This window comes from Flavimaricola marinus (assembly GCF_900184895.1).
Lineage (GTDB): Bacteria > Pseudomonadota > Alphaproteobacteria > Rhodobacterales > Rhodobacteraceae > Flavimaricola > Flavimaricola marinus.
The window spans coordinates 442,239-468,648 of sequence record NZ_FXZK01000001.1 but is presented as its reverse complement, the minus strand read 5'-3'; the positions used below and the strand labels follow the sequence as shown (position 1 = coordinate 468,648).

The window sequence follows — 26,410 nt, the reverse complement described above, 5'->3', positions numbered from 1 at the left end:
TCTCAGCCGGCAGGTCTATGCGCAAGGCGGGAGTAGGGACGTCTCGCCTTGCGGGCGGCTCTGGTGCATGTTTCCACTTGGGCTGACCGGGGCTGAAAATCATGCGATCAGCCCGGCCAGCCCGGTGAGTTTATTGAAACACGGCGTTCGGATCGTCGAGGCTGTCAGACCCTTCGATCCCGACCCCTTCGACGCCCAGCGCCGCGATCACTCGCTCGATCGAGCGGGTCTGGTCGATCAACCCGTTCACGCCGCCCATGATGAGTGCTTCGCCGGCGGCATTGCCGCGCTCCAGCATCTGATCATAGGCAAACCCGGCTTCGGCGGCGATCTTGATCCGACCCAACGCCATGACCGCATCGCTGAGCTTGCCTTGCATTTCGGCGTCGAGCGCCGCGTCGGTCTCGGCCACGAGGTCGGACAGGGACGGTCCGGTCACGACGCTGCCATCGACCCGGATGTATTCGCCCCGATAAACGTTCTGAATGCCGACGCTGTTGTAGAAGTGATCGTTATGGGTGTTGTCGGCAAAGCAGGAATGCTCTTCCTCGGGATCGTTGAGCATGACGCCGAGGCGCATCCGCTCGCCGGCGGTTTCACCGTAGGACAGCGATCCCATGCCGGTCAGAATGGCCGAGATCCCGGCGCTCTGATCGGCCATGAGGTCGGACCGCGCCGCGCCGCCATCGGCCCAGGCCGCGGTCATGTCTTCGAGATCCGAGACCAGCAGTTCGGTGGCCGCCGTCAGATAGGCGGCGCGGCGATCACAGTTGCCGTTGGTGCAGTCTTCACCGGCGGCGTAGTCGGTCCATGGCCGGTTTCCGGCACCGGCCGCGTGCCGGTTCAGGTCTTGCCCCCAGAGCAGGAACTCGATGGCATGGTAGCCGGTGGCGACGTTGGCCTCGACGCCGTCGGCTTCGTGCAGGGTGTCTTGCAGCAGGGCCGGAGTGATCTCGGTTGCGTCGATCTCTTGGCCCGACAACGTCAGGATCGGAGTCGCGATCACGTTGAGCGTGGCGAAGGCGTTTTCATCCGACGGCCCGCCATAGGAGGCGTCGACATAGTCGATCAGCCCCTCGTCCAGCGGCCAGGCGTTCACCTTGCCCTCCCAGTCGTCGACGATGGCATTGCCAAAGCGAAAGACTTCGGTCTGCTGATAGGGCACGCGGGCGGCCAGCCATGCGGCGCGGGCGGCGGAAAGCGCCTCTGCGGACGGCTCTGAAACCAATGCATCGACCGCGGCCTGCAACCGCTGCGCCGTAATCAGGCTGTCCTCGTAGTTGGCGGCGGCGATGTCGGCGTAGGTTTCGAGGACCTCGGCGGGCTCGACGGCAAAGGCGGGCGTGGCGAGCGCCAATGCGATGGCCGTTGCAGTAAGCGTGGGTCTGGTCATGTGGTCTGTCCTGTCAGTGGAGTGTTTGCGGGTTTTGTGATGGCGATAGGTCTCGCGGGGCGGCGGGACTCATCCGCATCAGCGCATGGCCGAAATCGGCGGCGAGCGACGCGATCAGCGGGGCCACATCCGGCCGCACGAGCAATGTCGCGATCAGCATCGCATCCTCGCGTTCGCCGGTCGCGGCGGTCGCGATGAAGTTGGCAAAACACGATTCGTCGGCCCCGAGGCATTTGCATTTCACCGAGTGACGCATCAGCGGGCGCCGGCCGTGCGTGGCAAACATGGCGCAAAGCGTCTCGAAGGACTGCACCGCACGTCTGCCCCGTTCCGCGCCGAGGCTGGTGGCGAGGTCTTGGCAGACCTGGGCCTGTGCATCCGGCCCATCCGACCAGAGCCGGAGGTAGATCACGGAGGCGGCCTCGATCCCGTCCAGTTCGGTGAGAAAGCCGACAGGGGCGCCGCCCCGGATATGGGGAGAGCGGCTCATGCGGGCAGGCCCTCTCTGCTGGTCGGCGCCAGAGACGGAGTGCCGGGTGCAGTTCCGGCCCTCGCCGGAACGCTTTCGCGGGGGAAACTGTGCTGGCGGCGGCAACTGTGTGCCGCGAGGCGGCGAAACGGCGCGTTCGGAATCGGCTGCATTGGAAGAAACCCTCGACTGTTTACACCGCCGGTCGACGCTGTTGAGTGCGGCGGCCTGCTGGCGATAATCCTGAGTGAACTTGTCGGGTATGTCAACCTGATAAATTTAGTCAGAATTGTTCAGGCGAATGGCGGTGCGCGATACGGCGTTACTGAACGCGCGTGAACGAGCCTCAAAGTGTCGGGTCGGCGTGTCATCTCGCCTTGACCGTTTCCGCTGCGCTATCGGTATAGCTGACGCACCCGATTGAGCGCACGGCCAACTGTCGATCGATTTCCCATGGGCCCGGTGGGCGGGAACTTCCCCTTCGGAACAAGGTGTTGTCACCCCCTCGATGCCTCGCGCAAAACTTTCTGGTTGTCCGCGACGGAACCTCGCCGCCGATCCGTAGAAGCCGTAAGAGACGCAACAGGCAGATTTCCAGCATGATCGATTTATCAAGAGAACGCGACGCTTCGAGGCGCGGGAACCAGGCTTGGACGGCAGCGAGAACGCGCGTCACCGACGCAATGGTTCTCGCTCCTCACGCCCAAAGGATGATGTCGAGCAAGGGGAGGCAGGCGCAATGAAGGCCCTGAAGTCTTTGAGCGTTCTCGTCCTCTCTGCGGGCGTGTTGGCGGGTGCCTACGGGGTCGCATTTGGCGTGCCCGAGCAGGTTGCGCAGCTTTGGGGCGGTGCCGTTGCCGAGGACGCCGCAGCAACGGGCACTCCAGAGGCCCGGCAGCCCAACGGTGGGCCGCGAGGGCAGGGGCGGGCGACGACCGTCGTTCTGGCACCGCTCGAGGAACGCCCTTACACGCTCGAATTGCGCACGGTCGGCAGTGCGGTGGCCCTGCGCCGTGCCGAGGTCGTCGCGACCGAAGCGGGCGAAGTCGTCGAAACCGCGCTGCGGGCCAATGCGCTGGTCGAGCAGGGCGAGGTTCTTCTCCGGCTCGACGATCGCAGCGAACAGCTCGCGCTGGAGATCTCGCAGGCAAACCGCGATCAGGCGCAGGCGACGGTGTCCCGCTACGAAGGGCTTCACCAGAACGGCAATGCCGTTGTCACGGACGTGGCCCTGTCCGAGGCCGAAGTGGCGCTGCGGCTGGCAGAGGCGAATGTGGGTCTGGCCGAGCTCGCGCTGGAAAACCGCACGGTCGTGGCACCGATCTCGGGCCGCCTCGGTCTGAGCGACGTGAGCATCGGAGACCGGTTGTCGAACGGCGATCCGATCGTCACGCTGGACGATGCGGCGACGCTGTTGGCCACTTTCGAGGTGCCAGAACGCGCGATCGGTCTGCTGGCCGAGGGCAAACCGGTGCTTGTCACCACGCCGACCTATACCGGGCGGGTTTTCGAAGGCGTCGTGACGGCCTTTGACAGCCGCCTCGACAGCCTGTCGCGCAGCGTGACCGTGCAGGCGGAAATCGACAATTCCGAGGGTGTTCTGCTGGCTGGGATGACCTTTGCGATCCGGATGATCGACGAGACGCCGCCGTTGCCGGTGGTGCCAGCCACCGCAATCACGTGGGACCGCACAGGCGCGGGCATATGGGTCGCGGAAGACGGCAGCAGCACCCGCGTTCCGGTCACCATTCGCTATCGCGACGGCGATCTGGTCTGGCTCGAGACCGACGCCCCCATCGGCGCGCAAATCGTGACCGAAGGAGCATCGAAGCTGCGCGACGGGGCGCAGGTCGTGGCCGCGCGATCCGCCGGGGGGCAGGGCGTATGAGCTTCGAGACGAGAGCACACAAGGCCGGGTTCGCGGACCTTTTCGTCGGGCGGCCGATCCTCGGGATCGTTCTGAACCTGCTCATCGTCATTGCCGGGCTGGCGGCGCTGGGCAGCGTCGACATTCGCGAAATGCCCGATGTGGATCAACCCGTCCTGTCCGTGCGGACCACCTATGACGGGGCCGTGGCCAGCACGGTGGACACGGAAGTGACTCAGGTTCTGGAGGATGCCCTGAGCGCGCTGGACGGCATGTCCTACATCGAATCGAGCTCCAGCACCGGAACCAGCCGCATCACCATCGACCTGACGGACGGGACCGACGTGGACGTGGCCGCCAACGAGGCACGCGAGATCGTGTCGTCAACCCTGCGGGCGCTGCCCGACGACATCGACGATCCGAGCGTCAGCAAGAGCGACAGCAACGCCGACGCGATCATCCGGCTCGCCCTTTTGGGCGACGCCAGTTTCGACGAGCTGACCCAGATCGCAGAGGGGATGGTTTACGAGCGCCTGTCCCTGATCGACGGAATCGCCGAAGTGACCGTGCGCGGCAACCGGGCCAACGAATTCCGGGTCGCGGTGAACCTGCCTTCGCTGTTGAGCCGCGGCCTGACCATCTTTGACGTCTCGACGGCCCTGACGCGGCTGCGCGACGATACCGCTCTTGGGTCGCTCACGACGCAATCTCAAACCCTGTCTCTGCGCGTCGGCAACGAGGAGGTGACGGTCGAGACGATCAACCAGTTGCTGATCGACGACACGACGCAGGTTGCCGATGTCGCCTTTGTTCAACTGGTTCCCCAAGACGCCAGCGTCCTTACACGAGTGAATGGCGAGACGGCGGTCAGCCTCGATATCACGCGGCAATCCGTCGGCAACACGCTCGAGATCTCGCGCGATGTGGGGTTGGCCGTCGAGGAGCTGCGTGACCAGTTGCCCGACGGCGTGCAGTTGTTGGTTACTTCGGACGACGGGACCTTCATCGAAGGGTCGATCCGAGAGGTCGTCAAATCCATGCTTCTGGCGACCGCCATCGTCATTGGCGTGATCTTCCTGTTCCTGCGCTCGCCGCGTGCGACGCTCATCCCCGCGGTCACGATCCCCGTGGCTCTGATCGGCACATTGGCCGCGATCTGGCTGACCGGGTTCTCCGTCAACACGATCAGCCTACTGGCGCTGGTTCTGGCGACGGGGATGGTCGTGGACGACGCCATCGTCGTCATCGAAAACATCGTGCGCAAACGCAAGGCGGGCATGGGCGTCTATGCCGCCGCCGCCGCCGGAACCAACGAGGTGTTCTTCGCGGTCATCTCGACGACGGCGACGCTTGCGGCCGTGTTTATTCCGATTTCCTTCCTGCCCGGTCAGGCCGGGGGCGTGTTTTCGGAATTCGGCTTCGTGCTCGCCTTTGCGGTCACGCTGTCGTCCGTCACGGCCCTGACGCTGGCACCGGTTCTGGCGGCCCTGCTGGACCCGGCAAGAACGCCCGATGCCGACAGAAACGTAAAGCCGGGTGCGCTCTCGCAGGCGTTTGACCGGATCATGGATATGGCCATTCGGACGCCGGTGCTCGTGCTGTCCGTCGCTCTGGGCTTTGCCATCATTGCCGCGGGGGCGGCGACGACGCTGCCCTCCACTGTGACCCCACAGGAAGACCGGGGGTTCTTTCTGGTGCAGGCGCGGGGGGCGTCGGACACGACCGTCGACTATCTGGACTCGCAGGTGCTGTTGATCGAGGATATCCTCGCGCCCTATCTCGACTCCGGAGAGATCGAGGCGGTGCAAAGCATTATCGGCATCGGCGGAGGCACCAGCGCGTCGATCGTCGTTCGCCTGCCGGATTGGGCCGACCGCGACTATTCCCAACAAGAGCTTGTTGCGCAGATCAGCGGCCGGTTGTCCGCGGTGCCCGGTGTGCAGGTCAGCGCCCGTTCCACCAACAGTCTCAATATCCGCGGCGCGGGTGGCGGGCTCGGCTTTGCGGTCACGGGCACCAATCTAGAGGACATGACGGCGGCCGCCGAGCGCCTCGCCGCAGCCATGTCGCAGGATGGCGCATTCCTGAACCCGCAGCTGTCCAACAACAGCGTGGATGCGCAGTTGGAAGTGTCCGTCGATGACACCGCGGCACGCGAGATGGGGCTAAACGGGTCGGACGTCACCCGCCTCGTCCGTGCATTGGTGCAGGGCGACGTCGCGGTCACCGTCTTTTCCGACGATACCGAGGTCGGCGTGAACGTCGTTCCCGGTGGCCCGCCGATCGATGATCCCTCCGACATCGAATCGATGTCCATACGTCTCGACAGCGGCGCCTATGTCCCGCTGTCTGCCGTCGCCTCGCTGGAGACGGTGGTCAGCGACGCGCAGATCATTCGTCTGGGCGGATCATTGGCCGTGCCGCTGCAGGCCAATCTCGGCGAAGGGGGCGATCTGTCGACCGCGATGGATCAATTGCTGACAATTGCGGACGATGTCTTGCCCGACGGCATGGCCATCACCTTTACGGGCGAGGCGGCAACGCTCGATGACACGGCCGCCGGGATGTATGCCGTCTTTGGCGTGGCGCTGATCGTGGTGCTTCTGGTGCTCGCCGCCCAGTTCGAAAGCTTTGCCAGCGCGGTCGTCATCATGCTGACCGTGCCGTTCGGCCTTGCCGCCGCATTGCTGGCGATTTCGATGACCGGCGGATCCCTGAACTACTACAGTCAGATCGGCCTCGTCATGCTGATCGGGGTAATGGCCAAAAACGGCATCCTGATCGTGGAATTCGCAAACCAGCTGCGTGAGGCCGGCGAAGATATCGACAGCGCGATCCGCAACGCGCTTCGGCTCCGCATCCGTCCGGTTATGATGACGATGGTGTCCACTGTTTTTGGCGGCCTGCCCTTGATCCTGACGTCCGGCGCCGGCGCAGAGGCGCGCATCGCCGTCGGCTGGGTGATCGTCGGGGGACTGGGGTTCGCGACAGTCTTCACCCTGTTCCTGACGCCGATCTTCTATCGCTGGATCGCGGTCTGGGGCGCGGCTCCCGGTGCCGCCACCCGCAGGCTTCGTGCGGAGGCCGCGGCGGATATCGGGGCCTGAGTGTCGGCGGGGCGCGGAGCCCCGCCGGACTGTCCTTATTTCACCAGATCGGTCCAGATCGAGGTGTAAAGCTCGGTCGTGCTGGGCGGGCATGTCGGCAGGAAGCGCCCCGCTGCCACGAACTCTGCCGGAACGATGATCTCGGGCGCCGTCAGCATGTCTTCGGGCATGAATTCCTCCGAACCGGTGATCCCGTTGGCGTAGCGCGCGAATTCCGAGATCATGGCCGCGCTCTCGGGCCTCATGATGAAATCGAGGAAGGCATAGGCTTCGTCGACGTTCGTGGCGTCCGACAGGAGCCCGACCGAGTCCATCCACAGCGGATAGCCTTCGACGGGGTAGCCGTAGACCACGTCGGGGTTGTTCAGCCGCGCCCGCATGGTCGAACCGTTCCAGTTGACGCTGGCGGCATAATCGCCGGTAGAGAGCTTGTCGGTGGTGCCGTAATCCATCGACAGCCACGATCCCTTGGCCTCCTGAAGCAGATCGCGAACCTGACGCAGCACGTCGAGATCGTCGGTGCAGGCCTCGCCGCCCACATTGAAGATCGCGAGCGCCATGACGTCGCTCATCTCGGGTACGACGTTGACCTGACCGACCAGTTCGGCAGGCGGGCGCAGGAAGATGTCCGAGGTGTTGACGTCACCGTCATAGACGGCGGTGTTCACGGCAACGCCCGTCGTGCCCCACTGCCACGGCACGGTGTACATGCGGCCCGGATCCCAGGCGACGTCGACCCATTCGGAGGCGATGTTGCCGAAGTTCTCGAGGCGCGAATGGTCCAGCTCGGCCAGCAGCCCCTTTTCGACATAGATCGGCACGTAGTTCGCCGTCGGCACCACCAGATCAAATCCCGAGCCGCCGGCCTCGATCTTGGCAAGGGCTGTGGTGTTGCTGTCATAGTCGGTGATCGTCACTTCGATGCCTGTCTCGGCGGTGAAGGCCTCGATCAATTCGGGGCTGGTGTAGTTGCCCCAGTTGTAGAGATTCAAAGTGCCCTCGGCATGTGCCGCGATGGCTGTGCCCATCAGGGCGCTGGTGGCAAGAAGTAGGGTCTTCATGGTGACTCTCCGTTGGACATGAAGCGGGTTCAGCCCCGCTTGCGGGTTACGACTGAAAACAAGGCGAGTATAACGATGCTCAGGGCCAGCAACACCGTCGAGATGGCGTTGACCTCCGGCGTCAGCGCACGCCGCAACTGGCCGAGCATATAGGTGGGCAGCGTGTCCTGCCCGGCGGACTTCACGAACTCCGTGATGATCACGTCGTCGAGCGAAATGATGAAGGCGAGCATGGCACCGGCGATGATGCCGGGCGCCAGTAGCGGCAGGGTGACATGCCGAAACGCTTTCCACGGCGTCGCGTACAGGTCGGCTGCGGCGGTCTCCATATTGATGTCCATCCCCTCGAGCCGCGCCTTGATCGGCAGATAGGCAAAAGGCACGCAGAAGGCGGAATGGGCAAGGATCAGGTAGCCCAGCCCGGTATAGCCCGTCGCGATCTTGACCGAGGAAAAGAAGATCAAGAGCGCCACGGCCGTCACGATTTCCGGCACCATCAAGGGCTGGTTGATGATGATGTAGATCAGCGACTGGCCCCGGTATTTGCCCCGCCGGGTGGTGCCAAGCGCGGCCATGGTGGCGACCGTCGTGGCGATGACCGAGGCCCATGTCGCGATGATGAACGACCGGATCGCGGCCCCCTGCACGGCCTCGTTTCCGGCCGCCACATGATACCATTTCAGCGAGAACCCGCCCCAGAGGTTCACCGAGTCGCCGGCGTTGAAGCTGTAGATCACCAGCGTGACGATCGGCGCGTAGAGCAGCAGGAACGACACGATCGCAATGAAGGTGAAGCCGGGCAGGGTGGTCACGTCGAATGCGCGGGGCCTAGCCATGGGGTTCCTCCCGAGCGGAGACGCGCATGTAGACGACCAGTGAGCCCAGAACGATGATGAGCAGCATCGTCGACAGCGCCGCACCGAGCGGCCAGTTCTGTCCCTGGCCGAATTGCAGTTCGATGAAGTTGCCGATCATCATGTTCTTGCCCCCGCCCAGCACTCTCGGCGTGACATAGGCCCCGAGGCTGGGAATGAAGACGAGGATGCATCCGGCGACGATGCCCGGCCGGATGATCGGCAGAATGACCCGCCGCAAGACCTTGATCCGCGTGGCGTAAAGGTCATAGCCCGCCTCGATCAGCTTGAAATCAAACCGGTCGATGGCCGCGAAGAGCGGCAGGACCATCAACGGCAGATAGACATAGGCCATGCCGATCAGCACCGCTGTGTCGGTGTAGAGGATCTGGATCGGCTCCGAGATCACGCCGTAATGGAGGAGAAACGTGTTCAGCAGTCCCTGATTGCGGATCACCTCCATGATCGCGAAGGTCCGGATCAGCAGGTTCGTCCAGAACGGGATGGTGATCAGGAACAGCCAGAACGCCCGTTGCGTGGCGGGCCTGGTGGCGATGAACCACGCGGTCGGCAGGCCCAGACCAAAGGTGATGATCGTCGTCGCCAGCGACAGTTTGACCGATCGCCAGATGATCGCGAGGTTCGCATCGGCAAGGCTGACCGTTCCGTCGAAGATGTCCTTCTCGAAAAAGACCCGGAACCATGCATCGCCGGACAATATCCAGCGCACGCCGGAATAATCGCCCTTTTCGAGAAAGGAATAGAGGATCACGATGAACAACGGGCCAGTGGCGGCAATCGCCAGCAGGATGAGCGCCGGTGCGGACAAGAGCCAGCCTGTCGCGCCATTGCTGCGCGGGCGCTTGGATGCAGCAGGCCCGCTCATTCCTTGAGCACCTGAACCGCGCTCGCATCGACGGTCACGCCGACGGTGTCCCCTACGGCGAAGTCGTCTCCGGTCCGGCTCTGGACGCGGGCGACCAGGGCGCTGCCGTCTGACAAGGCGAGGGCATAATGGGTGTCGGTGCCCAGATAGGTCGCGTCGGTGACCGTGGCGGCTAGCCCACCCGGCACGGTGCCGATCTTGATCTGTTCGGGCCGGATGGCGAGGGTGACGCGCCCTGTCTGACCGTTGAGGGGAACGTCCAGGCGTTCCCCCGATGCAATCCGCACGGCCGTGCCGTCCACCTCGCCGACGAGGAAATTCGTTTCCCCGATGAAATCCGCGACGAAGCGGTTGACCGGGCGGTCGTAGATGTCTCGCGGTGTTCCGACCTGCAGAAGCTCGCCGGCCGACATCACCGCGATCCGGTTGGACATCGTCAGCGCCTCTTCCTGATCGTGGGTGACGAACACGAAGGTGATCCCGGTTTCGGTCTGCAGGCGCTTGAGTTCGCTCTGCATCTCCTTGCGGAGCTTCAGGTCGAGCGCGGAGAGCGGCTCGTCGAGCAGAAGAACCTCGGGTGCGGGGGCGAGCGCCCGCGCAAGCGCCACGCGCTGCTGTTGGCCGCCGGACATCTGCGCCGGTAGTCTGTCGGCAAAGGCTTCGAGTTTGACGAGGTCCAGCACCCGCGCGACGGTCGATGCGACCTCGCTGCGCGACTTGCCCTGCATTTTCAGACCAAAGCCCACGTTGTCGGCCACGGTCAGGTGAGGAAACAGCGCGTAGGACTGAAACACCGTGTTCACCGGCCGCGCAGAGGGCGGCGTGTGAGTGATGTCGCGCCCCGATAGCAGGATCGTTCCCGATGTCGGCGTCTCGAACCCAGCAATGCAGCGCAGCAACGTCGTCTTGCCGCATCCGGACGGGCCCAGAAGGGTGAAGAATTCGCCCTGCTGGATGTCGATGGAGACGTCGCCAAGCGCGTTCACGGCAGCTGCGCCGGCACCGTAAATCTTGCCGACATTCCGCGCGGCGACAGCGACCTTGATGCTCACTTCAATTCTCCCCCGAACCCCGATTGTGCGGGGCATTCGTTGATTGGGCAAGTTATTTGGCGCACACAGGCGGCCAGCGATGCGCCCAGGGTTTGGCCTGCTCGAGCTCTGCGCAGAGCGCGATCAGGGTGGCGTCGTCCCCGAAGGCCGCGGCGAGGTGGACGCCGATCGGCAAACCCTCGGCAGACCAATGCATCGGCACGGACGCCGCCGGTTGACCGCTGGCGTTGAATGCCGCGCAGAACGGCGAATATTCGAACACACCGCCGGGTCCGGTGCGATAATTCTCGAAATCGTCGCGGTCGTGGGTAAAGCGGCCGACCACGGCGGGAGGCTCTGCCATGGTGGACGACAGAAGGATGTCGCACTCGTCGAACACCGCCGCCATCTTCCGCCCATAGGCGTGTATCTCACCCACCGCGTCCAGATAGTCGGCTCCGCTGATCGTGCGGGCAAAGTCGATGGCGCTCCGCGAAACCCCCTGCACTTCGCCGTCCCGCAGCGGGCGGCCCTTGAGCGCGTGGTCGATCCCGAGCGCCGTGCCGCAGGCCACGATCCGGGTCCAGGCCCGCATCATGCCCAAATGATCGGCCTGCGGGACCATCGGCACCACCGCATGGCCGAGGCTTTCCAACAGGAGGGCGGTTTCCCTAACCGCCGCGGCGCAATCCGCATGGATCGGCTTGCCTGTGAACGTCGTGTCACACAGGCCGATGCGCAGTCGTTTCGGAGGGCGCGAGATGGCCTCGCTATAGCTCACCGGCATGGCGGGGGCGGCATAAGGCGCGCCCTTGTCCGCTCCGGCGCAGGCATCCATCATGGTGGCATTGTCGCGGACAGAGCGGGTCAGAAACCCGTCTGTCGCCATGCCCGCCCAGCCCTCGCCCGCGGCAGGGCCATCCGGGAATCGCGCCCGCGTGGCCTTGAACCCGAACAGGCCGCAGTTCGAGGCCGGAATACGGATCGATCCGCCACCGTCAGAGCCGTGTGCGAACGGCACGATACCCGCCGCAACGGCGGCACCGGCGCCTCCCGACGACCCCCCCGGAGTGCGCTCCGGATCCCAGGGGTTGCGCGTGGGGCCGCCGTAGACCGCAGCCTCCGTGACAGGCCCGACGCCGCCTTCCGGCGCTGTCGTGCGCCCAAAGGTCACGACGCCGGTGGCGCGCATTCGCAGAAATATCTCGCTGTCGTAGGAATACCGCGTGTCGCGCAGCAGCGCCGAGCCGTTGTGGGACGGAAAGTCCCTCGCCTCGGCACCGAGGTCTTTCAAGAGAAACGGCACGCCCCGGAACGGTCCGTCCGGCAGGCCCTTTGCAATGTCGCTACGGGCCACGTCTTCTTGTGTGAGGACGACGCAATTGAGTGTGCCGTTCACGGCATCTACCCGATCCAGCGCCTCTTGCAAAAGCTCCTGCGGCGAGGCCGCGCCCGTCGCGATCAGAGCGGCCAGGTCGGTCGCATCCTGAGTTGTATGGCTATCCATCTCACACCTTCGTCGCAGAATGCCCCCCGAGCTTAGGCGCGCGGCGCGTCGAGTCAACGGGATTTTCTGTGGCCCCGTGCATAGTTGCGCCCCGGGCCGTTGCCCGCTCTCGCCGCCGGCCGGGCATCCAAGCGCCAAGCGCGACGGCGCGGGCTGCGTGTCGGGCGCGGCGTTGCCGGCGCTGGTCTGGCATATGTGGCGGACCGCCGCTCGGGCGGTTATGCTGAACGTCACATGAATGCTTGGGACTGCGTCGAGGGCCTCTTTCTTGTGGCCGAGGGGGGTGGGTCAGCGCCTTGCCGCCGGACGGGCTGGCGGAGGGCGGCCCGGTGCTCGCGGTCGTTCCGGCGCTCGCCGGGGCGATCAACGCCGCAACCGGCATCGACCTCTGCCCCGCGGACGCCGACGCTTCGAGCCCAAATCTGCATGAAAGGAAGACTGCATGTCCGACGGCGCGACCGGCACCACGACCAGAAATACCGAGATCGGAGCAGACCCCGAGACCGCCCCGCGCCATGCCCGGCCCGACATCAGCCTGATTGAGCGGGCCAGCTACCACTCGCGGGATCGGGGCAACGGGCTCGTCAACTGGCGCGGCGGGCGCAGCGGCTCGGTGGCATTTGTGGCGCTGTCCGGCGCCTTGCACGAGGACGAATGGCACGCCGCGCCGAAACCGTTGCCGGTGGAGGCTCGTCGCAGCGCCTCCGACCGGATCGGCCTTGTCGACCGCATCGGCGGCGAAGTCCCGGCCCCGGAGGGACTGCGATGATCCGCATCGCGGTCCTTGCCGATCCGCATCTGCACGACACCCGCTGGCCGGGTGGCGATGTGGTCCGAAGCCTCGGCGACAGTTGCCGCTCGACTCGCGTCTTCAACGAGAGCGGTGCGGCGTTGGACCGGGCGCTGGCACAGATCGGAGCGGACCGCGCGGACATCTGCCTGATCGTCGGCGACCTGACGGACGATGGCCAGTCGGCCAACTGGGCCGCCGCCCGTGCGCGTCTTGCCGCCCACACCGCCCGCTTTGGCACGAGATTCTTCCTCACCCCCGGCAATCACGATCAATGGGGCACTCATGGAAAGCCGCTGAGCAAGGGCTGCGTCGATGCCGAAGGCCGGCTCTATTCCGTGCCAAGAGAGGGTGACGCGGCCGATCTCCACGACATGCGCATGATCGGGCTGGAGGAGGCGATGCATCAGGGAGCCGCTTTCGGCTATCGCCCGGACCCCCGCGACTTGCACTGGGAGACGCCCTTTGGCCGCTCCGCAGAGCCCGAGGATCGCTGTGTGTCGATGACCGGCCCGACCGGCGCCGTGGCCCGCGTTCCCGACGCGTCCTATCTGGTCGAGCCTGTGCCGGACCTCTGGCTGCTGTCCATCGACGCCAATGTATACCGACCGGACGGGCAGGGCGGCTTCATTGACCACGGCAAGGAGGGTTGGATCGCCACCCTTGCGCACAAGCCTCACCTGCTGCCCTGGATGCGGGACGTGGCGACCCGCGCACGGCAGGCGGGCAAGCAGCTCGTCACCTTTTCACACTACCCTGTGGCCGACATATTCGGCAATGCCATGACCGCGGCGCAGGCCGCCGGCCGGGGCCGCAGGATGCCGGAGCCGGAGGTGACCGCCCGCATTGCCGCCACTGGCATCGGGCTGCATTTCAGCGGTCATTGGCATGTGGATGCGCTGGCGGAGGGACCGGGGGTTGGCGCGGACGGGGCTTTGCTCAATGTCGCCGTTCCCTCTACCGTCGCCTTGCCCGCGGGCTGGAAACTGCTGGAGATCGGGGCCGGTGGCTGGCACCTGCATGATCGCCCGCTTGGCGACGCCCCCGGTTGGGATTGCGCCTCCCCGCGCTACCGAGTAGAGCTTCGCACCGCCATCGGCACCGCCGCCGATGAGCTCGATTTGCTCCGTGCCGTCGCGGAGGCACCCGACTACCCGGCCTTTCTCGATCGCCATTTCCGCGCCATTGTCCTGAACCGCCGGCTGGACGACGACTGGCCGCCGGGGCTGCGCCCGCTCCTCGAAGTGCCACTGTCGATGTTGCCCGGGCTTTTTGGACAGAGCGAGCCTTTGCAGTCCGACCTGCCTTTGCGCGAGATCTTCGTGGACGTCTATCGCCTGCGCGAGGCGGGAGGCGGGCCCGCCGCGGGGCTGTCGCCCGACCGGCGCGACCTCTGCACGCAGCTCGCCGCCCGTTTCGCCAAGTCGGAGCCCCCGGCCTCGGAGCCGGCAGACCGGCCTGCCTCGCGCCCGGCGATGGGGTTGATCGCACCGCTCATCCGTATGCTTGCGGCCGAACTGGCAATAGGCTCGGCGCGCAACGCGCTTCAGGCCCGCCTCGATCCGCCAAGCTAGTCGAGCCGCACCGACGTTCGCCGCACCGGCATCACCTGCAAAACCTCTGTCCGGCCAGTCCCGCCCGAGGCCGCTTCGCGCCATTGCGGGCTGCGGGTCCGTGCCCGGTGATGAAGCTCTAGAAAGGGGGCGGGGCCGGAAGCCAATTGATCGGGAGCGACGGTCAATCCAATCGCTTCTCCCGTAAATTCAAGGCGCAGGCATATCGTGCCGCTACAACGCTCTGCGGGGTTGCTGCGCGCATTGTGAGGGACGATTTCGACGACCGGGTGAACGAAGGACTAATGGATCGATCGCGCCAAGATGGAGCATCGCGGCGGCGGTTGGCGGCTAGGTGGTCGCCAGATACCCCATGAGACGTTGCTCGGCAGCAAGCAGGCCACTGATCTTCTCGGGTTTGATCATGACGGTCTCCGCGTCTGCCAGTTCGATAACGGCGGGGTGAATATAGCTGTTCCGCGCGACGGTCGGGGTGTTGTGCAGGCGCTGGGCGGCGGATTGCGCCATGTCGCTGATGCTCGCCCCGCCCTTTTCCGCGCATTCAAAGGCCGCAAGCGTTCCGGCCCAGGTGCGGAATGACTTCGCCGTTATATCCGCGTCGCCCGCGGCATCGGAGAGATAGGCATTGAGTTTCTGCGAGGAGACGGAGTGGCTGACGCCTTCGTCGTCGGTCCAGGACAGGAGCGTCGCGCCCGACAGGTCGCTGACCTTGTGCAGCAGTTTCTGCAGTTTGCGGTCGGTGATGTTCTGGCGCACCTTCTTGCCGCTCTTGGCGGTAAAGTTGAGCCTGATCCCGTCCTTGGACAGCCTCAGATGCCGCCGCTTCAGGGTCAATGCGCCATAGCTGCCGTTCTCGCGGGCGGAACTGGTATTGCCGACCCGCAGCGAGGTCCGGTCGATCAGCATGATGGCGGCGGCGAGGGCGAATTCCTCGTCACCGGGCGGCGAGGCGATATCCCTGTCGACACGGCGGCGTATCGCCGGGAGGGCGGCACCGAACTCGAGCAGATGCTGGAACTTGGTCTCTGCCTGAGCGGCGGACCAGTCAGGGTGATACCGGTATTGCTTTCTGTTGCGGGCGTCGCGGCCGGTGGCCTGAATGTGACCGATTTCGATCGGACATATCCACACGCCTTCATAGGCGGGCGGAACGGCGAGAGCCTCGATCCGCTTGCGCTCCGGCCCTCTGGCGATGGTGGTGCCGTCGGGCGCGATATAGGTGAAGCCGCGGCCGCAGCGGCGCCGCGAGATGCCGGGGTCCGTGTCGGAGACATAGACCAGACCGGGCGTCATTTGCGCTCGACCTCGGACGCCAGTTTCAGAACCGCGTCACCGTCATCCTGTTTGATATACAGGGCAGGGTCGTCCTTGGAGCCTTTGCGGGTGACCTCGGACCCCTTGATCTTGCGGGTGGTTTCATGGGCAAAAACCGACTGCACCGTCCCGGTGCCAGTGCCGTTCCCCCAATCCCACTCCACTGTGTCGCCTTCGCGAATGTCACTCATGACATCACCTTTCTCAGCTAGGCCGCGCCGCCCGACATGGCCGGGCGAGTGCGGCGGAGGCACTTATTTCTTGTCGTCCGACTTCGCCTTGGCGGATTTGTCGGACGATTTCTTGCCGTCCTTGTCCTTCAGGTCGTGGTGCTGTTCGGACCCTTTGAGGTCGATCACCGTGCGGTCGTCGCTGTCGCTTGTCGGCGTGTGTGGCTTGGCTGTCATGGTGTAGTCCTTTCGTCGTTTCTCCGCCCTATGCTCTCACCCGATTGGGCGGGGCAGGGCAGCAGATCCTGTCTTGCAAACCTTTCGCCGGCCCCAAGAGTTCCGCGCCTTGGCGAGAATCTGCCACCCGACGCCACGGAACGCACCGCGGGCGGGGCCGCGACAAACTGTTCGGTTGCACTGGGGTTAATGAGAACATAACAAGAACGCATGGCGCAAAGAACAATCAACGAAAAGCTCGCGATCTTGAGCGATGCGGCCAAATACGATGCCTCCTGCGCATCGTCGGGGTCGACCAAGCGGGATTCACGCGACGGCAAGGGTCTGGGATCGAACACCGGTTCCGGCATTTGTCATTCCTACGCACCTGACGGGCGTTGCATCAGCTTGCTCAAGATCCTGATGACCAATTTCTGCATCTACGACTGCGTCTATTGCGTCAATCGGGTGTCCTCCAACGTGGAGCGGGTGCGGTTCTCCGTCGACGAGGTGGTGAAGCTGACGATCGATTTCTATCGCCGCAACTACATCGAAGGCCTGTTCCTGTCGTCGGGGATCATCCGTTCGCCCGACAAGACGATGGAGGATATGGTCCGGATCGCCCGCAAACTGCGCGAGGAGGAGAATTTCCGCGGCTATATCCACCTCAAGACCATCCCGGATGCTGCCCCTGAACTGATCGCAGAAGCGGGGCGGCTCGCGGATCGGCTGTCGATCAATGTCGAACTGCCGACCGATCAGGCGGTCAAGGACTATGCGCCCGAGAAAAGCCCCGACCAGATCCGCAAGGCGATGGCGGACGTGAAGCTGCGCAGCATCGCCAGCAAGGACAGATCCCACAGCGGCAAGCGCCCGCCACGCTTTGCGCCCGCGGGCCAGTCGACGCAGGTGATCGTCGGTGCGGACGGCGCGAATGACGCCACCATTCTTGGTCAGTCCACACGGCTCTACGGCTCTTACGGCCTCAAACGGGTCTATTATTCCGCCTTCAGCCCGATCCCCGACGCCTCCTCGCGGCTGCCCCTCGTCAGCCCGCCGCTGCAGCGAGAGCATCGGCTTTATCAGGCCGATTGGCTGTTGCGGTTCTACGACTTCCGGCTGGACGAGATCACCGACACGGCGCTGGGCGGCAACCTCGATCTGGAGATCGACCCGAAACTCGCCTGGGCCCTGGCACATCGCGAGGGCTTTCCGGTCGATGTCAACTCGGCCCCGCGCGAGATGCTTCTCAGGGTGCCGGGTTTCGGGGTGAAGACCGTCAATCGGATCATCGCGACCCGCCGTCACCGGACCTTGCGCTATGAAGACGTCGCCCGCCTCGGAGCGTCGCTGAAGAAGGCGCGGGTGTTCATCACCGCCCAAGGCTGGTCTCCCGGCGGGTTGACGGATAGCGCCGACCTGCGAGCGCGGTTCGCGCCGCCACCCGAGCAGTTGAGCCTGTTCTGATGCAACGGATCGTCCTGCCGCGCCTCGGGGTGGACAAGGCATGGCGAGACGCCGCCCGTGCCTGCCTTGCCGCAGGCCTCTCGCCGGAGGATGTGACCTTCGGGCAGGAGGCGGCCGGCGGCCTGTTTGACGAGGTCATCCAGCCGCCCAAGGTGGATGCCAGCCAGATCAAGGTGCCGAAATCCTTCGTTTCACTGGCGCAATCCGTGGTCTGGCATGCCGACCAGCGCCGTTTTGACAAGCTCTATGCGTGTCTGCACCGGCTGCAACGGGAACGCGGCCTGATGCAGGACCGTGCCGATCCGCTGGTGCAATCGCTGCGGGAAATGGAGAAGGCCGTCCATCGCTGCCAGCACAAGATGAAGGCGTTCGTCCGGTTTCGCGAGATCGGAGACCCGGAGGCCGCCCGGCGCAGCTTTGCCGCGTGGTTCGAGCCGACGCACCACACCGTCGAACCCACGGCGACTTTCTTTTCCAAACGGTTCGCGGATATGGATTGGCGGATCGTGACCCCCGATGTCACGGCGATATTCGAAGCCGGTGCGCTTCGCTTTGCCCTGGATATGCCGAAGCCGGAGTTGCTGGAGGACGCCCACGAGGATCTCTGGACCACCTATTTCTGCAATATCTTCAATCCGGCCCGGTTGAAGGTGAATGCGATGACCTCGGAGATGCCGAAGAAATACTGGAAGAACCTGCCCGAAGCGGCGTCGATCCCGCGCCTGATATCCGAGGCTCCGGCCCGGGCGCGGGCGATGGCCGAGGCCGCCCCCACCTTGCCGCCGCTGCGCACCGCCCGGGTGCAGAGCGCGGCCACGCGCGGCACCTATTGGGACGGGCCGTCAAGCGGGCTTGCCGCTGCTTTGGCGGGGTGCCAACGCTGTCCGCTGCATTGTCAGGCGACGCAGGTCGTTGCGGGAGAGGGGCCGGAACAAGCGGGCATCATGGTCGTCGGAGAGCAGCCGGGCGACCGCGAGGATCTCGAGGGCCGCCCCTTCGTCGGGCCGGCGGGCCAAGTCCTGCTTCACGCCATGCAGCAGGCAGGATTGCAGCGCGACGCGGTCTATCTGACGAACGCGGTCAAGCACTTCAAACATGAGGTGCGGGGCAAACGCCGGATCCACCAGACGCCGGATCGACACGAGGTCGAGCATTGTCGCTTCTGGCTCGACACCGAGATCAGGCAGGTCAAGCCGCAGATCATCGTGGCGCTGGGGGCGACGGCCGCGCTCGCGCTGACCGGGCGCAAGGATGCAATTGCGGCGCGGCGGGGCAGGACAGAGCCGGGCCTCGGCGGCGTGCCGGCCCTGATCACCTATCATCCCGCGCATATTCTGCGGCTGCCCGAGCGGGCCGACCAAGAGGCCGCTCGGCAGGCCCTGACCCGAGACCTCGTCGCAGCGAAGGCGTTGGCGGTGCCATAACACCCCACGACAAAGAATCTCGCCGCCGACGGGGACTTTTCGGCGTTTCGCGCGTTTGACGAAAACAACTCTCTGGAGAGCGCCTTGATCAAACGCCTTCTGCATCGGCTGGCATTGCGAACGGAACGTGTGGCGGATCGGGTGTTTCACCGGCCCGCCACGGGGCGCGAGATCGATCCCTATATCGGCTATGCGACGCGCGACCAGATCATCGTGCGCGGGCGCGTCCTGTCCGAGTTGCGGGGCGATGACGGGATGGACGGCCAATCGAAATGGGACAACTTTCACCGCATGTTCCTGTTGTTCTTCACCGACGAAGTGGCGAATACGACCGTGCGCTGCGCCAATACCGAGGCGCAAACCGACGAGGAGGGGTATTTCACCCTCGTGCTTCCGGCCGATGGGCGCGATGGGTGGAGCAGCGAAGACGTCTTCGTCGAGGGGCGGGCCGAGCCGGTGCCTTGCCCGGTATTCGCACCGCGATCAGACGCGCGGTTCCTCGTGATCTCGGATATCGACGACACGATGATGGAGACGGGCGCCTATTCGCTTCTGCGCAATCTCTATACCACGTTCACCGGCAGTTCCCGGACCCGGCGGGCCTTTGCGGATGCCATCGCCTTGACGACTTGCCTGTCCGACGACGGGCGCAATCCGATCTTCTACGTCAGCTCGTCGCCGTGGAACCTGCATGGTTTCCTGCGGCAGGTCTTCGACAACACGGGCATCGTTCCGGGGCCGATGTTCCTGCGCGATCTGGGGCTGAGCGAGACCCAGTTCATCACCGAGGGGCACGGCAACCACAAGGGGGCGAGCATAGATCACATTCTCAGCGTGTATCCGGATCTGCCCGCGGTGCTGCTTGGCGACACCGGCCAGCACGACGCCCAAATCTATCATGCCGCGATCGAGCGACATGGCGACCGGATCGCCGCGGTCGGGTTGCGTGCGCCCGGTCCGGGGATGGATGCCCTCGATCTGCGCGACCGGGACCGCCTGCTCGAAACGCGCACGCCCACCTTTGCCGGGCCGTCCTTTGACGGTTTCGCCGAGCAGCTCGCTCTGGCGCGGCCCGATTTGTTCTTGACCGACATGGAGAGGAAACCGACATGAAAGCCCTGATCGCCGTCCTGACCACCCTGTGCGCGACGGCCGCCCAGTCGGAGGTCGTCGGGAATGTCGATGTCGACTGGCTCGGCAACGATATCATCGTCGAAGCCTTCGCCGACCCCGAAGTCAGCGGCGTGACCTGTCACGTGACCTATTTCGAACGCGGGTTGATCGACCGGTTGTCGAACGGCAACTGGTTCGAAGACCCGTCGAACTCCGCCATCTCGTGCCGCCAGACCGGGCCGATCGAAATCGGAGACATCGACCGCAGCCGCGACGGGGAGTCCGTCTTTTCCGAGCGGCGCTCGATCATCTGGAAATCACTCAGGGTCACGCGGATTTTTGACGAGGCCAATCAGACGCTGGTCTATGTGGCCCACGGCCGCGAGGTCCAGAACGGGACGGCAAAGATGGCCGTGTCGACGATCCCGCTCTACGCCTCCCAATAGCCCGCGACGGCTCCGATCGCCGTGCCGCCGTTTTCAAGGAACATCACCAATGACTGATCGTACGTTTGACCGGAGCCTCGCCGTCGTCGGGTTTGGTCCACGCGGCTTGGGGGCACTGGAGGCCCTCGCGGTGGTTGCGAAGACCCGGAACCTCGGCGTCAAGATCGACATCTTCGATCCAAGCGATGCCCTTGGGGCCGGGCCGAATTTTCATCCCGACGAAAGCCCCTTGTGCCTGCTGAACATCCCCGTCCGGGTTCTCGAGATCGACCCGCCCGACATCCTGCGGGATCAGATCGACCCGTTCGCGACATGGTCCCAAACGTCCTACGCGCCCGACGATTTCCCGCCCCGGTGCGATCTCGGGGCGTTTCTCCGCGCTCGGTTCGGGGCGCTGAGAACCGCGTCGCAAGGGATTTTCGATATCTCTCACATCGCCGCAAAGGCGACCGAGGTGACGCGCACTGATGATGGCTGGCGGATCGTTTCGGGCGATACCGATCACGGGCCCTACGATGAGGTGCTTCTCTGCCCCGGCCAACCGGCAACGGAACCCGATCCGCAACTGCGCCGCTGGTCGGAGCACGCCGACAAGAACGGGCTCGACCTCGTCCCGGCCTATCCCGCGACGGAACTCGTCGCGGCGGCCGAAGGCTGGTCCGGCCGGCATGTGGCGATCCGTGGTCTGGGCCTGTCGACACACGATGTGCTGCGGATGCTGACCTTTGGCCTTTCAGGGCGGTTCGAGGGCGGGCGCTATGTCCGGTCCGGTCGGGAACCGGCGCGAATACTGCCGTTCTCCCGAGACGGGGTGCCGCCAGCGCCGAAACCGGCGACGGCCGAGATCGACGCCATGTACGATCTGCGCCCGAATGAAGCGGAGGCGTTTCAAGACGCTCTGGCGGAGGCGGTCCGGCAAGGGCCGAAGCCTGCGTTGAAGACCATTTGCGATGTTCTCGTCAGCCCGGTGATGCGGATACTGACCGCGATGGAGGCTCCTCACACCGAGGCGACGGTCCGGCAGTGGTTCGACGTGGAACGCTCCTCCCCCGGCACGCAGGACGTTCAGGATACGGTCGTCGCGCTCCGCACCACCATCGAAATGGCGCACAGGCGATTGCCGCCATCGGTGGGCTATGTGGTGGGGCAGCTATGGCGCAAGCTGCAGAACGACATTCGCAGCGGCGTCAACCGTGCCGACCTTACTGCCGACACGGCCACCGCGATTGTCGGTTTCGACGAGGCGATGAAACGCTACAGCTATGGTCCACCGGTGACGGCATCCGAGCAATTGCTTGTTCTGATAGAGGACGGCCTTGTCAGTCTGCAGGCGGTCGATGATCCCGACATCGTGCTGGATCCCGTCGGTTGGCGGTTGATCGAAGGCAATGACGCGACGCTGGCGCATGTCATGGTCGATGGCGTGCTGCCAAGCCCGAGCCTGGAGAATATCGTCGATCCGCTAATCCGCGGCGCGGTCGAAGACGGCCTGATCGCAGAGGTCGAAGACGGCTTCGGCGCGCGCACTCTGCCGGACGGTTCGCTGGTCGCGCGGAACGGCGACGCCAATGCCGGGCTATGCTTGCTTGGCCGCCTGTCGCTTGGCAGCGTCATCGCGACAGACTCCCTGCACGATTGCTTCGGAGCGTCGACGCATCGCTGGGCCGAGGGGGTTCTGGCGCGGGCCGACGGTCAGGTCTAGTAAGGTCCTTCGCCACTGCCGCAAAAGCAAACCCCGGCGGAACAGAAGTTCCGCCGGGGTTTTTCGGTGATGACGGCCGCTCTAGCCGCTGATGCTTTTGGCCGAGGCCATGCCGGGCGCGTCCGACTTTCCGCCCAGCTTCTCGCGAACGCCCGCTTCGATCCTGTCGCCGACGTCGCTGTCGATATTGCGCCAGTATTCAAAGGCCCGCACCAGAACCTTCTCGCTGACGCCGTCCGTCAGATGCCCGACGACATTGCCGACCAGCCGTTCACGCGCGGCATCGTCCATGACGTCTCGCACCAGAATCCCGGCTTGCGTCCAGTCGTCGTCGTCTTCGCGCAGGGTGTAGGCCTGGCGCACCATGTCGCCGTCGGAATGCCAATGCCCCGCCTCGTCGTGGGGTTCCGGCTGTGCGGAGGGGCCGCCGTAGGAGTTCGGCGCATAGACCGGGTCCGCCACTTTCTCTGTCCGGCCTGCGCCGTCCTTGGAATAGCTGTGGACCGGGGATTTGGCGCTGTTGACCGGGATCTGCTTGTAGTTGACCCCGAGGCGCGCCCGATGCGCGTCGGCATAGGAAAACCCGCGGGCGAGAAGCATCTTGTCGGGGGACAACCCGATGCCCGGCACCATGTTGTTTGGCTCAAACGCGGCCTGCTCGATCTCGGTGTGGAAATCGGTCGGGTTGCGGTTCAGCGTCAGTTTGCCGACCTCGATCAGGGGATAGTCCGCATGAGGCCAGACCTTGGTCAGGTCGAACGGATTGATCCGGTAGGTCTTGGCGTCTTCGAAGGGCATGATCTGCCACTTCAGTGTCCAACTCGGGAAATCGCCGTCCGCAATGGCATTGAACAGGTCACGACGGTGGTAGTCGCCGTCCATCCCGGCCATCTTGTCCGCTTCGTCCTGGCTCAGGTAAGCGTTGCCGTCGCCTTGATCGGTGTGAAAGTGGAACTTCACCCAGAACTTCTCGCCTTCGGCGTTGATCAGGGAATAGGTGTGGCTGGAATAGCCGTTCATCTCGCGCCATGTCCTCGGAATACCGCGGTCGCCCATGAGATAGGCTACCTGATGGGCGCTCTCGGGCGACAGGGTCCAGAAGTCCCACTGCATGTCGTGGTCACGCAGGTTGTTGTCGGCGCGGCGCTTCTGGCTGCGGATGAAATGCTGGAACTTCATCGGGTCTCGAATGAAGAACACCGGGGTGTTGTTCCCGACCATGTCGAAATTGCCGTCCTCGATATACATCTTGACGGAGAAGCCACGCGGGTCGCGCCAGGTGTCCGGGCTGCCCCGTTCGCCGGCCACGGTCGAGAAACGCATGACGACGTCGCAACTCGCACCGGGCTGGAATATCTTGGCCTTGGTGTATTTCGACACGTCCTGCGTCGTTTCAAAGGTCCCGAAGGCACCGGAGCCCTTGGCGTGCGGCTGGCGCTCGGGGATTCGCTCGCGATTGAAGTTCGCCATCTGCTCGAGCAGGTAATGGTCATTCAGGACGATCGGGCCATCGGGCCCGACGGTCAGCGAATGCTCATCGCTCTGGACGCGAATGCCCGCGTCGGTTGTCGTGGCGGGGCCCGGCTTTTTATCGGTCATGATGTGCCTTTCTTTAACGAGTGCATACTGGCGCTGTAAAACGGGTGAACGCGCCGGGGCGGTCTGCGTTCCCGTGCTCAATCGCTTTTCTGTCGGCGCAGATATCGAATGCCGGGGGCGGCGGAGTGTCTCTCCTGCACTCAAGGGATTGTTTTAAATTGGTTACTTTATGGCCGCGGCAATCGGGCGCCGCATCGTGCTGCTGCACCACCGCGGGCGGACCAGCTGTTTTTCCCAACCTTCAGGGTGATCTTGGCCGAAATAAGGCCCTCTCTTCGAGAAACGCGCGTTGACAACTTCACAAAAAAATATAAAAGCGTGAACAACGGAGGGCCAGATGATACGGTTTGCGACACGATTGAATTCCTTTGCGGCGAAGGCCGAGGCCGAATGGCCGGACCACAATGGCAAGCCGACACCCATGATGGCCGCGCGGCGGGCCTCGAAGGTCGAGGGCTTGACCCACGTCGACCTCAACTACCCCGATCACATGACCGACGAGCCAAAGGCCGTGCGCGCCGAGATCAACGACATGGGGTTGCAGATCAACGGCCTCGCCATGCGGTATTATACCAACCCCGGATTCAAGCTCGGGGCCTTTACGCATCCTGATCCCGTTGTCCGTCGTGAGGCGATCGACCTGACCAGGCAGGGCATTGATGCCGCGCTGGAGATGGGCGCGCCGCTGATGACGCTGTGGCTCGGGCAGGACGGCTTCGACTACAGCTTTCAGGGCGACTACGCCAAGATGTGGGCCGACGAGATCGACGGCATCCGCGAGGTCGCGGCGCATGCTCCCGAATGTCTGATTTCGATTGAATACAAGCCTAACGAGCCGAGATCATTCGCACTTTTGCCGGACGTGGCGACGACGCTTCTGGCGATCGACGAGGTCGGCCTTGGCAATCTCGGCGTCACGCTGGATTTCGCCCATGTGCTGTATGCCGACGAGATGCCCGCCTTTGCGGCGGCACAGGTTGCGCGGCGGTCCCGCCTGCTCGGGGTGCATCTCAACGACGGCTACGGCAAGCGTGACGATGGGCTCATGGTGGGCTCCGTGCATCCGCTCGCGACGCTGGAGCTGCTGACGCAGATCACGCGGGACGGGTATGACGGGGTGATCTACTTCGACACCTTCCCCGATGCCTCGGGCATAGACCCGGTCGAGGAATGCGCGGCCAACATCGAAATGGCCGAGCGCCTGATCGCCATCGCGGCACAGGCCGAAGCCAGTAACGAGCTGCGCAGCGCCATCGGCGAGCAGAATTCACCGCTGTCCCAGCGCATCGTCCAGCGCCTGATGGCCGGACGCTGAAACTTTACAACTCAGACATCAATTCATAAAGGGAGGAGACCCAATGAACTACCCGACACCTTTGAGATCCATGCTGGTGGCCGGCCTGATGGCGGCGACGGCCAACCTTGCCGCCGCGCAGGACCTCGCGCCGCTCAACTCCGACGTCGAACCCGACCGGATCGACTGGTCGCAGCTCGAGGCCAGCTTTGGCCCCATGCCGACACCGGCCGACGGCACCCGCGTGGGTGGCGTGTCCAAGACCCTGACCAACGAATACTGGCGCTCGCTCGGCATCGGTTATCAGTCTGCCGCCGACGCGAGCAACGTCGGCTTTGCCTATCAGGCCGCCCCCAGCGAGGGCGATCAGCTTGGTCAGTTGTCCATCGCGGAAAACATGATCCTGCAAGGCTATGACGCGTTGCTCATGTCGCCGCAGACCGACAACAACCTGCAACCGGCGCTTGAGAGCGCCCTGTCCGAGGGCATGGTCGTCGTCAACGTCAATGACGCCGTGATCCCATCGGTCGCGCAATATGTGGGCAACGTGCAGCGCGACAACGGCGTGCGGGTCGCTCAATGGTTCATTGACAATGCCGAGGGTGGCAAGGTCGCGGTGATCGAAGGGCAGCCGGGCGTGTTCGCCGCAGGGCAGCGCACCGATGGCTTCACCGCCACCATCGAGGCTGGCGGAGATTTCGAGGTCGTTGCCAGCATTCCGGCGAACTGGAGCCGCGAGACCGCCTACGACGCGGCATCGACAATCCTGCAGCAACACCCGGATCTGATCGGTTTCTATGCCAACAACGACGGCATGGCGCTGGGCGTTGTCGAGGCGGTCAAGGCCGCCGGTCTGGCCGATCAGGTCGCCGTGTTCGGCACGGACGGGATCTCGGACGCCTATGCGTCGATCCGGGCCGGTGACCTGACCGGCACTGTCGACAGCTTTCCGGTTCTGACCGGAGAGGTCGCGATGGAGGTCGCGCTGCGCTTGCTGGCCGGGCAGGATCTGCCCCGCGTCGTCGCCACGCCGCAAGCCCTGATCACCGCAGACAATATCGACGCCTATGCCGTCGAAGACACCGCCGCGCTGCGCGCCACTCTGCTGGCCGAGTGATCTGAGCCC

At 64.5% G+C, this 26,410-nt stretch carries 23 protein-coding genes; 11 read left to right on the top strand and 12 right to left on the bottom strand.

All coding sequences use genetic code 11. The annotated features are described in order from the left end of the window. Positions 1 to 130: 130 nt before the first annotated feature. On the bottom strand, positions 131 to 1,393 hold the full coding sequence (locus LOM8899_RS02255; RefSeq protein ID WP_093990525.1) for an imelysin family protein: 1,263 nt from the start codon (positions 1,391 to 1,393) through the stop codon (positions 131 to 133). A gap of 13 nt (positions 1,394 to 1,406) precedes the next feature. Continuing rightward, on the bottom strand, positions 1,407 to 1,883 hold the full coding sequence (locus LOM8899_RS02250; protein WP_093990524.1) for a hypothetical protein: 477 nt from the start codon (positions 1,881 to 1,883) through the stop codon (positions 1,407 to 1,409). 718 nt (positions 1,884 to 2,601) lie between these two features. Between LOM8899_RS02250 and LOM8899_RS02245 the strand changes: the two genes are divergently transcribed. Next, positions 2,602 to 3,750 (top strand): efflux RND transporter periplasmic adaptor subunit, encoded by a 1,149-nt coding sequence (locus LOM8899_RS02245; RefSeq protein WP_093990523.1) that lies wholly within the window; start codon positions 2,602 to 2,604, stop codon positions 3,748 to 3,750. Then, positions 3,747 to 6,836 carry an efflux RND transporter permease subunit gene (locus LOM8899_RS02240; protein WP_093990522.1) on the top strand — a complete coding sequence of 1,030 codons (3,090 nt, stop codon included), beginning with the start codon at positions 3,747 to 3,749 and terminating at the stop codon, positions 6,834 to 6,836. The genes LOM8899_RS02245 and LOM8899_RS02240 overlap by 4 nt, the downstream gene beginning before the upstream one ends. A gap of 35 nt (positions 6,837 to 6,871) precedes the next feature. Here LOM8899_RS02240 and LOM8899_RS02235 read toward each other — a convergent pair whose 3' ends face one another. Genes LOM8899_RS02235 through LOM8899_RS02215 form a run of 5 tightly spaced genes read right to left on the bottom strand, consistent with a single transcriptional unit; the run spans position 6,872 to position 12,175 of the window. Continuing rightward, positions 6,872 to 7,897, bottom strand: a complete 1,026-nt coding sequence (locus LOM8899_RS02235) for an extracellular solute-binding protein (protein WP_093990521.1) — start codon at positions 7,895 to 7,897, stop codon at positions 6,872 to 6,874. A gap of 29 nt (positions 7,898 to 7,926) precedes the next feature. Next, positions 7,927 to 8,733 (bottom strand): ABC transporter permease, encoded by an 807-nt coding sequence (locus tag LOM8899_RS02230; protein ID WP_093990520.1) that lies wholly within the window; start codon positions 8,731 to 8,733, stop codon positions 7,927 to 7,929. Then, positions 8,726 to 9,637, bottom strand: a complete 912-nt coding sequence (locus LOM8899_RS02225) for an ABC transporter permease (RefSeq protein WP_093990519.1) — start codon at positions 9,635 to 9,637, stop codon at positions 8,726 to 8,728. The genes LOM8899_RS02230 and LOM8899_RS02225 overlap by 8 nt, the downstream gene beginning before the upstream one ends. After that, a complete protein-coding gene (locus LOM8899_RS02220; protein ID WP_093990518.1) occupies positions 9,634 to 10,689 on the bottom strand; it encodes an ABC transporter ATP-binding protein in 1,056 nt (351 codons plus the stop codon). The genes LOM8899_RS02225 and LOM8899_RS02220 overlap by 4 nt, the downstream gene beginning before the upstream one ends. 52 nt (positions 10,690 to 10,741) lie before the next feature. Beyond that, entirely contained in the window at positions 10,742 to 12,175 is a 1,434-nt protein-coding gene (locus tag LOM8899_RS02215) for an amidase (RefSeq protein ID WP_093990517.1), read from the bottom strand. Positions 12,176 to 12,617: 442 nt separating this feature from the next. Between LOM8899_RS02215 and LOM8899_RS23335 the strand changes: the two genes are divergently transcribed. Beyond that, entirely contained in the window at positions 12,618 to 12,944 is a 327-nt protein-coding gene (locus LOM8899_RS23335; protein ID WP_168770446.1) for a hypothetical protein, read from the top strand. Beyond that, positions 12,941 to 14,539 carry a metallophosphoesterase family protein gene (locus LOM8899_RS02205; protein WP_168770445.1) on the top strand — a complete coding sequence of 533 codons (1,599 nt, stop codon included), beginning with the start codon at positions 12,941 to 12,943 and terminating at the stop codon, positions 14,537 to 14,539. Before LOM8899_RS23335 ends, LOM8899_RS02205 begins: the two co-directional genes overlap by 4 nt. Here LOM8899_RS02205 and LOM8899_RS23330 read toward each other — a convergent pair. From LOM8899_RS23330 to LOM8899_RS23325, 4 genes are all read right to left on the bottom strand, one after another. After that, the gene (locus LOM8899_RS23330) at positions 14,536 to 14,706 is read right to left on the bottom strand and encodes a hypothetical protein (RefSeq protein WP_168770444.1); all 171 of its coding nucleotides are present in this window, start codon (positions 14,704 to 14,706) and stop codon (positions 14,536 to 14,538) included. The two genes, LOM8899_RS02205 and LOM8899_RS23330, sit on opposite strands and share 4 nt — an antisense overlap. Positions 14,707 to 14,869: 163 nt before the next feature. Beyond that, positions 14,870 to 15,832, bottom strand: coding sequence for a DNA topoisomerase IB (locus LOM8899_RS02200; protein WP_093990514.1), 963 nt, complete (start codon positions 15,830 to 15,832; stop codon positions 14,870 to 14,872). Further along, positions 15,829 to 16,044 carry a hypervirulence associated TUDOR domain-containing protein gene (locus LOM8899_RS02195; RefSeq protein ID WP_093990513.1) on the bottom strand — a complete coding sequence of 72 codons (216 nt, stop codon included), beginning with the start codon at positions 16,042 to 16,044 and terminating at the stop codon, positions 15,829 to 15,831. Before LOM8899_RS02195 ends, LOM8899_RS02200 begins: the two co-directional genes overlap by 4 nt. A gap of 63 nt (positions 16,045 to 16,107) precedes the next feature. Continuing rightward, complete coding sequence (locus LOM8899_RS23325; RefSeq protein WP_168770443.1) at positions 16,108 to 16,260, bottom strand: hypothetical protein; 153 nt, start codon at positions 16,258 to 16,260, stop codon at positions 16,108 to 16,110. Positions 16,261 to 16,470: 210 nt separating this feature from the next. Between LOM8899_RS23325 and LOM8899_RS02190 the strand changes: the two genes are divergently transcribed. From LOM8899_RS02190 to LOM8899_RS02170, 5 genes are all read left to right on the top strand, one after another. After that, on the top strand, positions 16,471 to 17,706 hold the full coding sequence (locus LOM8899_RS02190) for a putative DNA modification/repair radical SAM protein (protein WP_093990512.1): 1,236 nt from the start codon (positions 16,471 to 16,473) through the stop codon (positions 17,704 to 17,706). Next, entirely contained in the window at positions 17,706 to 19,130 is a 1,425-nt protein-coding gene (locus LOM8899_RS02185; RefSeq protein WP_093990511.1) for a UdgX family uracil-DNA binding protein, read from the top strand. The genes LOM8899_RS02190 and LOM8899_RS02185 overlap by 1 nt, the downstream gene beginning before the upstream one ends. 84 nt (positions 19,131 to 19,214) lie before the next feature. Continuing rightward, entirely contained in the window at positions 19,215 to 20,243 is a 1,029-nt protein-coding gene (locus LOM8899_RS02180) for a phosphatase domain-containing protein (protein WP_093990510.1), read from the top strand. After that, positions 20,240 to 20,689, top strand: a complete 450-nt coding sequence (locus LOM8899_RS02175) for a CreA family protein (protein WP_093990509.1) — start codon at positions 20,240 to 20,242, stop codon at positions 20,687 to 20,689. Before LOM8899_RS02180 ends, LOM8899_RS02175 begins: the two co-directional genes overlap by 4 nt. A gap of 49 nt (positions 20,690 to 20,738) precedes the next feature. Continuing rightward, a complete protein-coding gene (locus LOM8899_RS02170; RefSeq protein ID WP_168770442.1) occupies positions 20,739 to 22,391 on the top strand; it encodes an FAD/NAD(P)-binding protein in 1,653 nt (550 codons plus the stop codon). Positions 22,392 to 22,472: 81 nt separating this feature from the next. Here the strand turns inward: LOM8899_RS02170 and LOM8899_RS02165 are convergent, their stop codons facing one another. Continuing rightward, entirely contained in the window at positions 22,473 to 23,990 is a 1,518-nt protein-coding gene (locus LOM8899_RS02165) for a catalase (RefSeq protein ID WP_093990507.1), read from the bottom strand. Positions 23,991 to 24,327: 337 nt separating this feature from the next. On the opposite strand from LOM8899_RS02165, the gene LOM8899_RS02160 reads away from it, so the two are divergent. Then, the gene (locus LOM8899_RS02160) at positions 24,328 to 25,305 is read left to right on the top strand and encodes a sugar phosphate isomerase/epimerase family protein (protein WP_245820407.1); all 978 of its coding nucleotides are present in this window, start codon (positions 24,328 to 24,330) and stop codon (positions 25,303 to 25,305) included. Between the two features lie 43 nt (positions 25,306 to 25,348). Continuing rightward, positions 25,349 to 26,401 (top strand): sugar ABC transporter substrate-binding protein, encoded by a 1,053-nt coding sequence (locus LOM8899_RS02155; protein WP_093990506.1) that lies wholly within the window; start codon positions 25,349 to 25,351, stop codon positions 26,399 to 26,401. The last annotated feature ends 9 nt before the right edge of the window (positions 26,402 to 26,410 follow it).

Excerpts from the sequence above, each read along its gene's own strand:
- LOM8899_RS02255 (WP_093990525.1), bottom strand. The coding sequence starts at position 1,393 with ATGACCAGACCCACGCTTACTGCAACGGCCATCGCATTGGCGCTCGCC.
- LOM8899_RS02250 (WP_093990524.1), bottom strand. The coding sequence starts at position 1,883 with ATGAGCCGCTCTCCCCATATCCGGGGCGGCGCCCCTGTCGGCTTTCTC.
- LOM8899_RS02245 (WP_093990523.1), top strand. The coding sequence starts at position 2,602 with ATGAAGGCCCTGAAGTCTTTGAGCGTTCTCGTCCTCTCTGCGGGCGTG.
- LOM8899_RS02240 (WP_093990522.1), top strand. The coding sequence starts at position 3,747 with ATGAGCTTCGAGACGAGAGCACACAAGGCCGGGTTCGCGGACCTTTTC.
- LOM8899_RS02235 (WP_093990521.1), bottom strand. The coding sequence starts at position 7,897 with ATGAAGACCCTACTTCTTGCCACCAGCGCCCTGATGGGCACAGCCATC.
- LOM8899_RS02230 (WP_093990520.1), bottom strand. The coding sequence starts at position 8,733 with ATGGCTAGGCCCCGCGCATTCGACGTGACCACCCTGCCCGGCTTCACC.
- LOM8899_RS02225 (WP_093990519.1), bottom strand. The coding sequence starts at position 9,637 with ATGAGCGGGCCTGCTGCATCCAAGCGCCCGCGCAGCAATGGCGCGACA.
- LOM8899_RS02215 (WP_093990517.1), bottom strand. The coding sequence starts at position 12,175 with ATGGATAGCCATACAACTCAGGATGCGACCGACCTGGCCGCTCTGATC.
- LOM8899_RS23335 (WP_168770446.1), top strand. The coding sequence starts at position 12,618 with ATGTCCGACGGCGCGACCGGCACCACGACCAGAAATACCGAGATCGGA.
- LOM8899_RS02205 (WP_168770445.1), top strand. The coding sequence starts at position 12,941 with ATGATCCGCATCGCGGTCCTTGCCGATCCGCATCTGCACGACACCCGC.
- LOM8899_RS02200 (WP_093990514.1), bottom strand. The coding sequence starts at position 15,832 with ATGACGCCCGGTCTGGTCTATGTCTCCGACACGGACCCCGGCATCTCG.
- LOM8899_RS02195 (WP_093990513.1), bottom strand. The coding sequence starts at position 16,044 with ATGAGTGACATTCGCGAAGGCGACACAGTGGAGTGGGATTGGGGGAAC.
- LOM8899_RS23325 (WP_168770443.1), bottom strand. The coding sequence starts at position 16,260 with ATGACAGCCAAGCCACACACGCCGACAAGCGACAGCGACGACCGCACG.
- LOM8899_RS02190 (WP_093990512.1), top strand. The coding sequence starts at position 16,471 with ATGGCGCAAAGAACAATCAACGAAAAGCTCGCGATCTTGAGCGATGCG.
- LOM8899_RS02185 (WP_093990511.1), top strand. The coding sequence starts at position 17,706 with ATGCAACGGATCGTCCTGCCGCGCCTCGGGGTGGACAAGGCATGGCGA.
- LOM8899_RS02175 (WP_093990509.1), top strand. The coding sequence starts at position 20,240 with ATGAAAGCCCTGATCGCCGTCCTGACCACCCTGTGCGCGACGGCCGCC.
- LOM8899_RS02170 (WP_168770442.1), top strand. The coding sequence starts at position 20,739 with ATGACTGATCGTACGTTTGACCGGAGCCTCGCCGTCGTCGGGTTTGGT.
- LOM8899_RS02165 (WP_093990507.1), bottom strand. The coding sequence starts at position 23,990 with ATGACCGATAAAAAGCCGGGCCCCGCCACGACAACCGACGCGGGCATT.
- LOM8899_RS02160 (WP_245820407.1), top strand. The coding sequence starts at position 24,328 with ATGATACGGTTTGCGACACGATTGAATTCCTTTGCGGCGAAGGCCGAG.
- LOM8899_RS02155 (WP_093990506.1), top strand. The coding sequence starts at position 25,349 with ATGAACTACCCGACACCTTTGAGATCCATGCTGGTGGCCGGCCTGATG.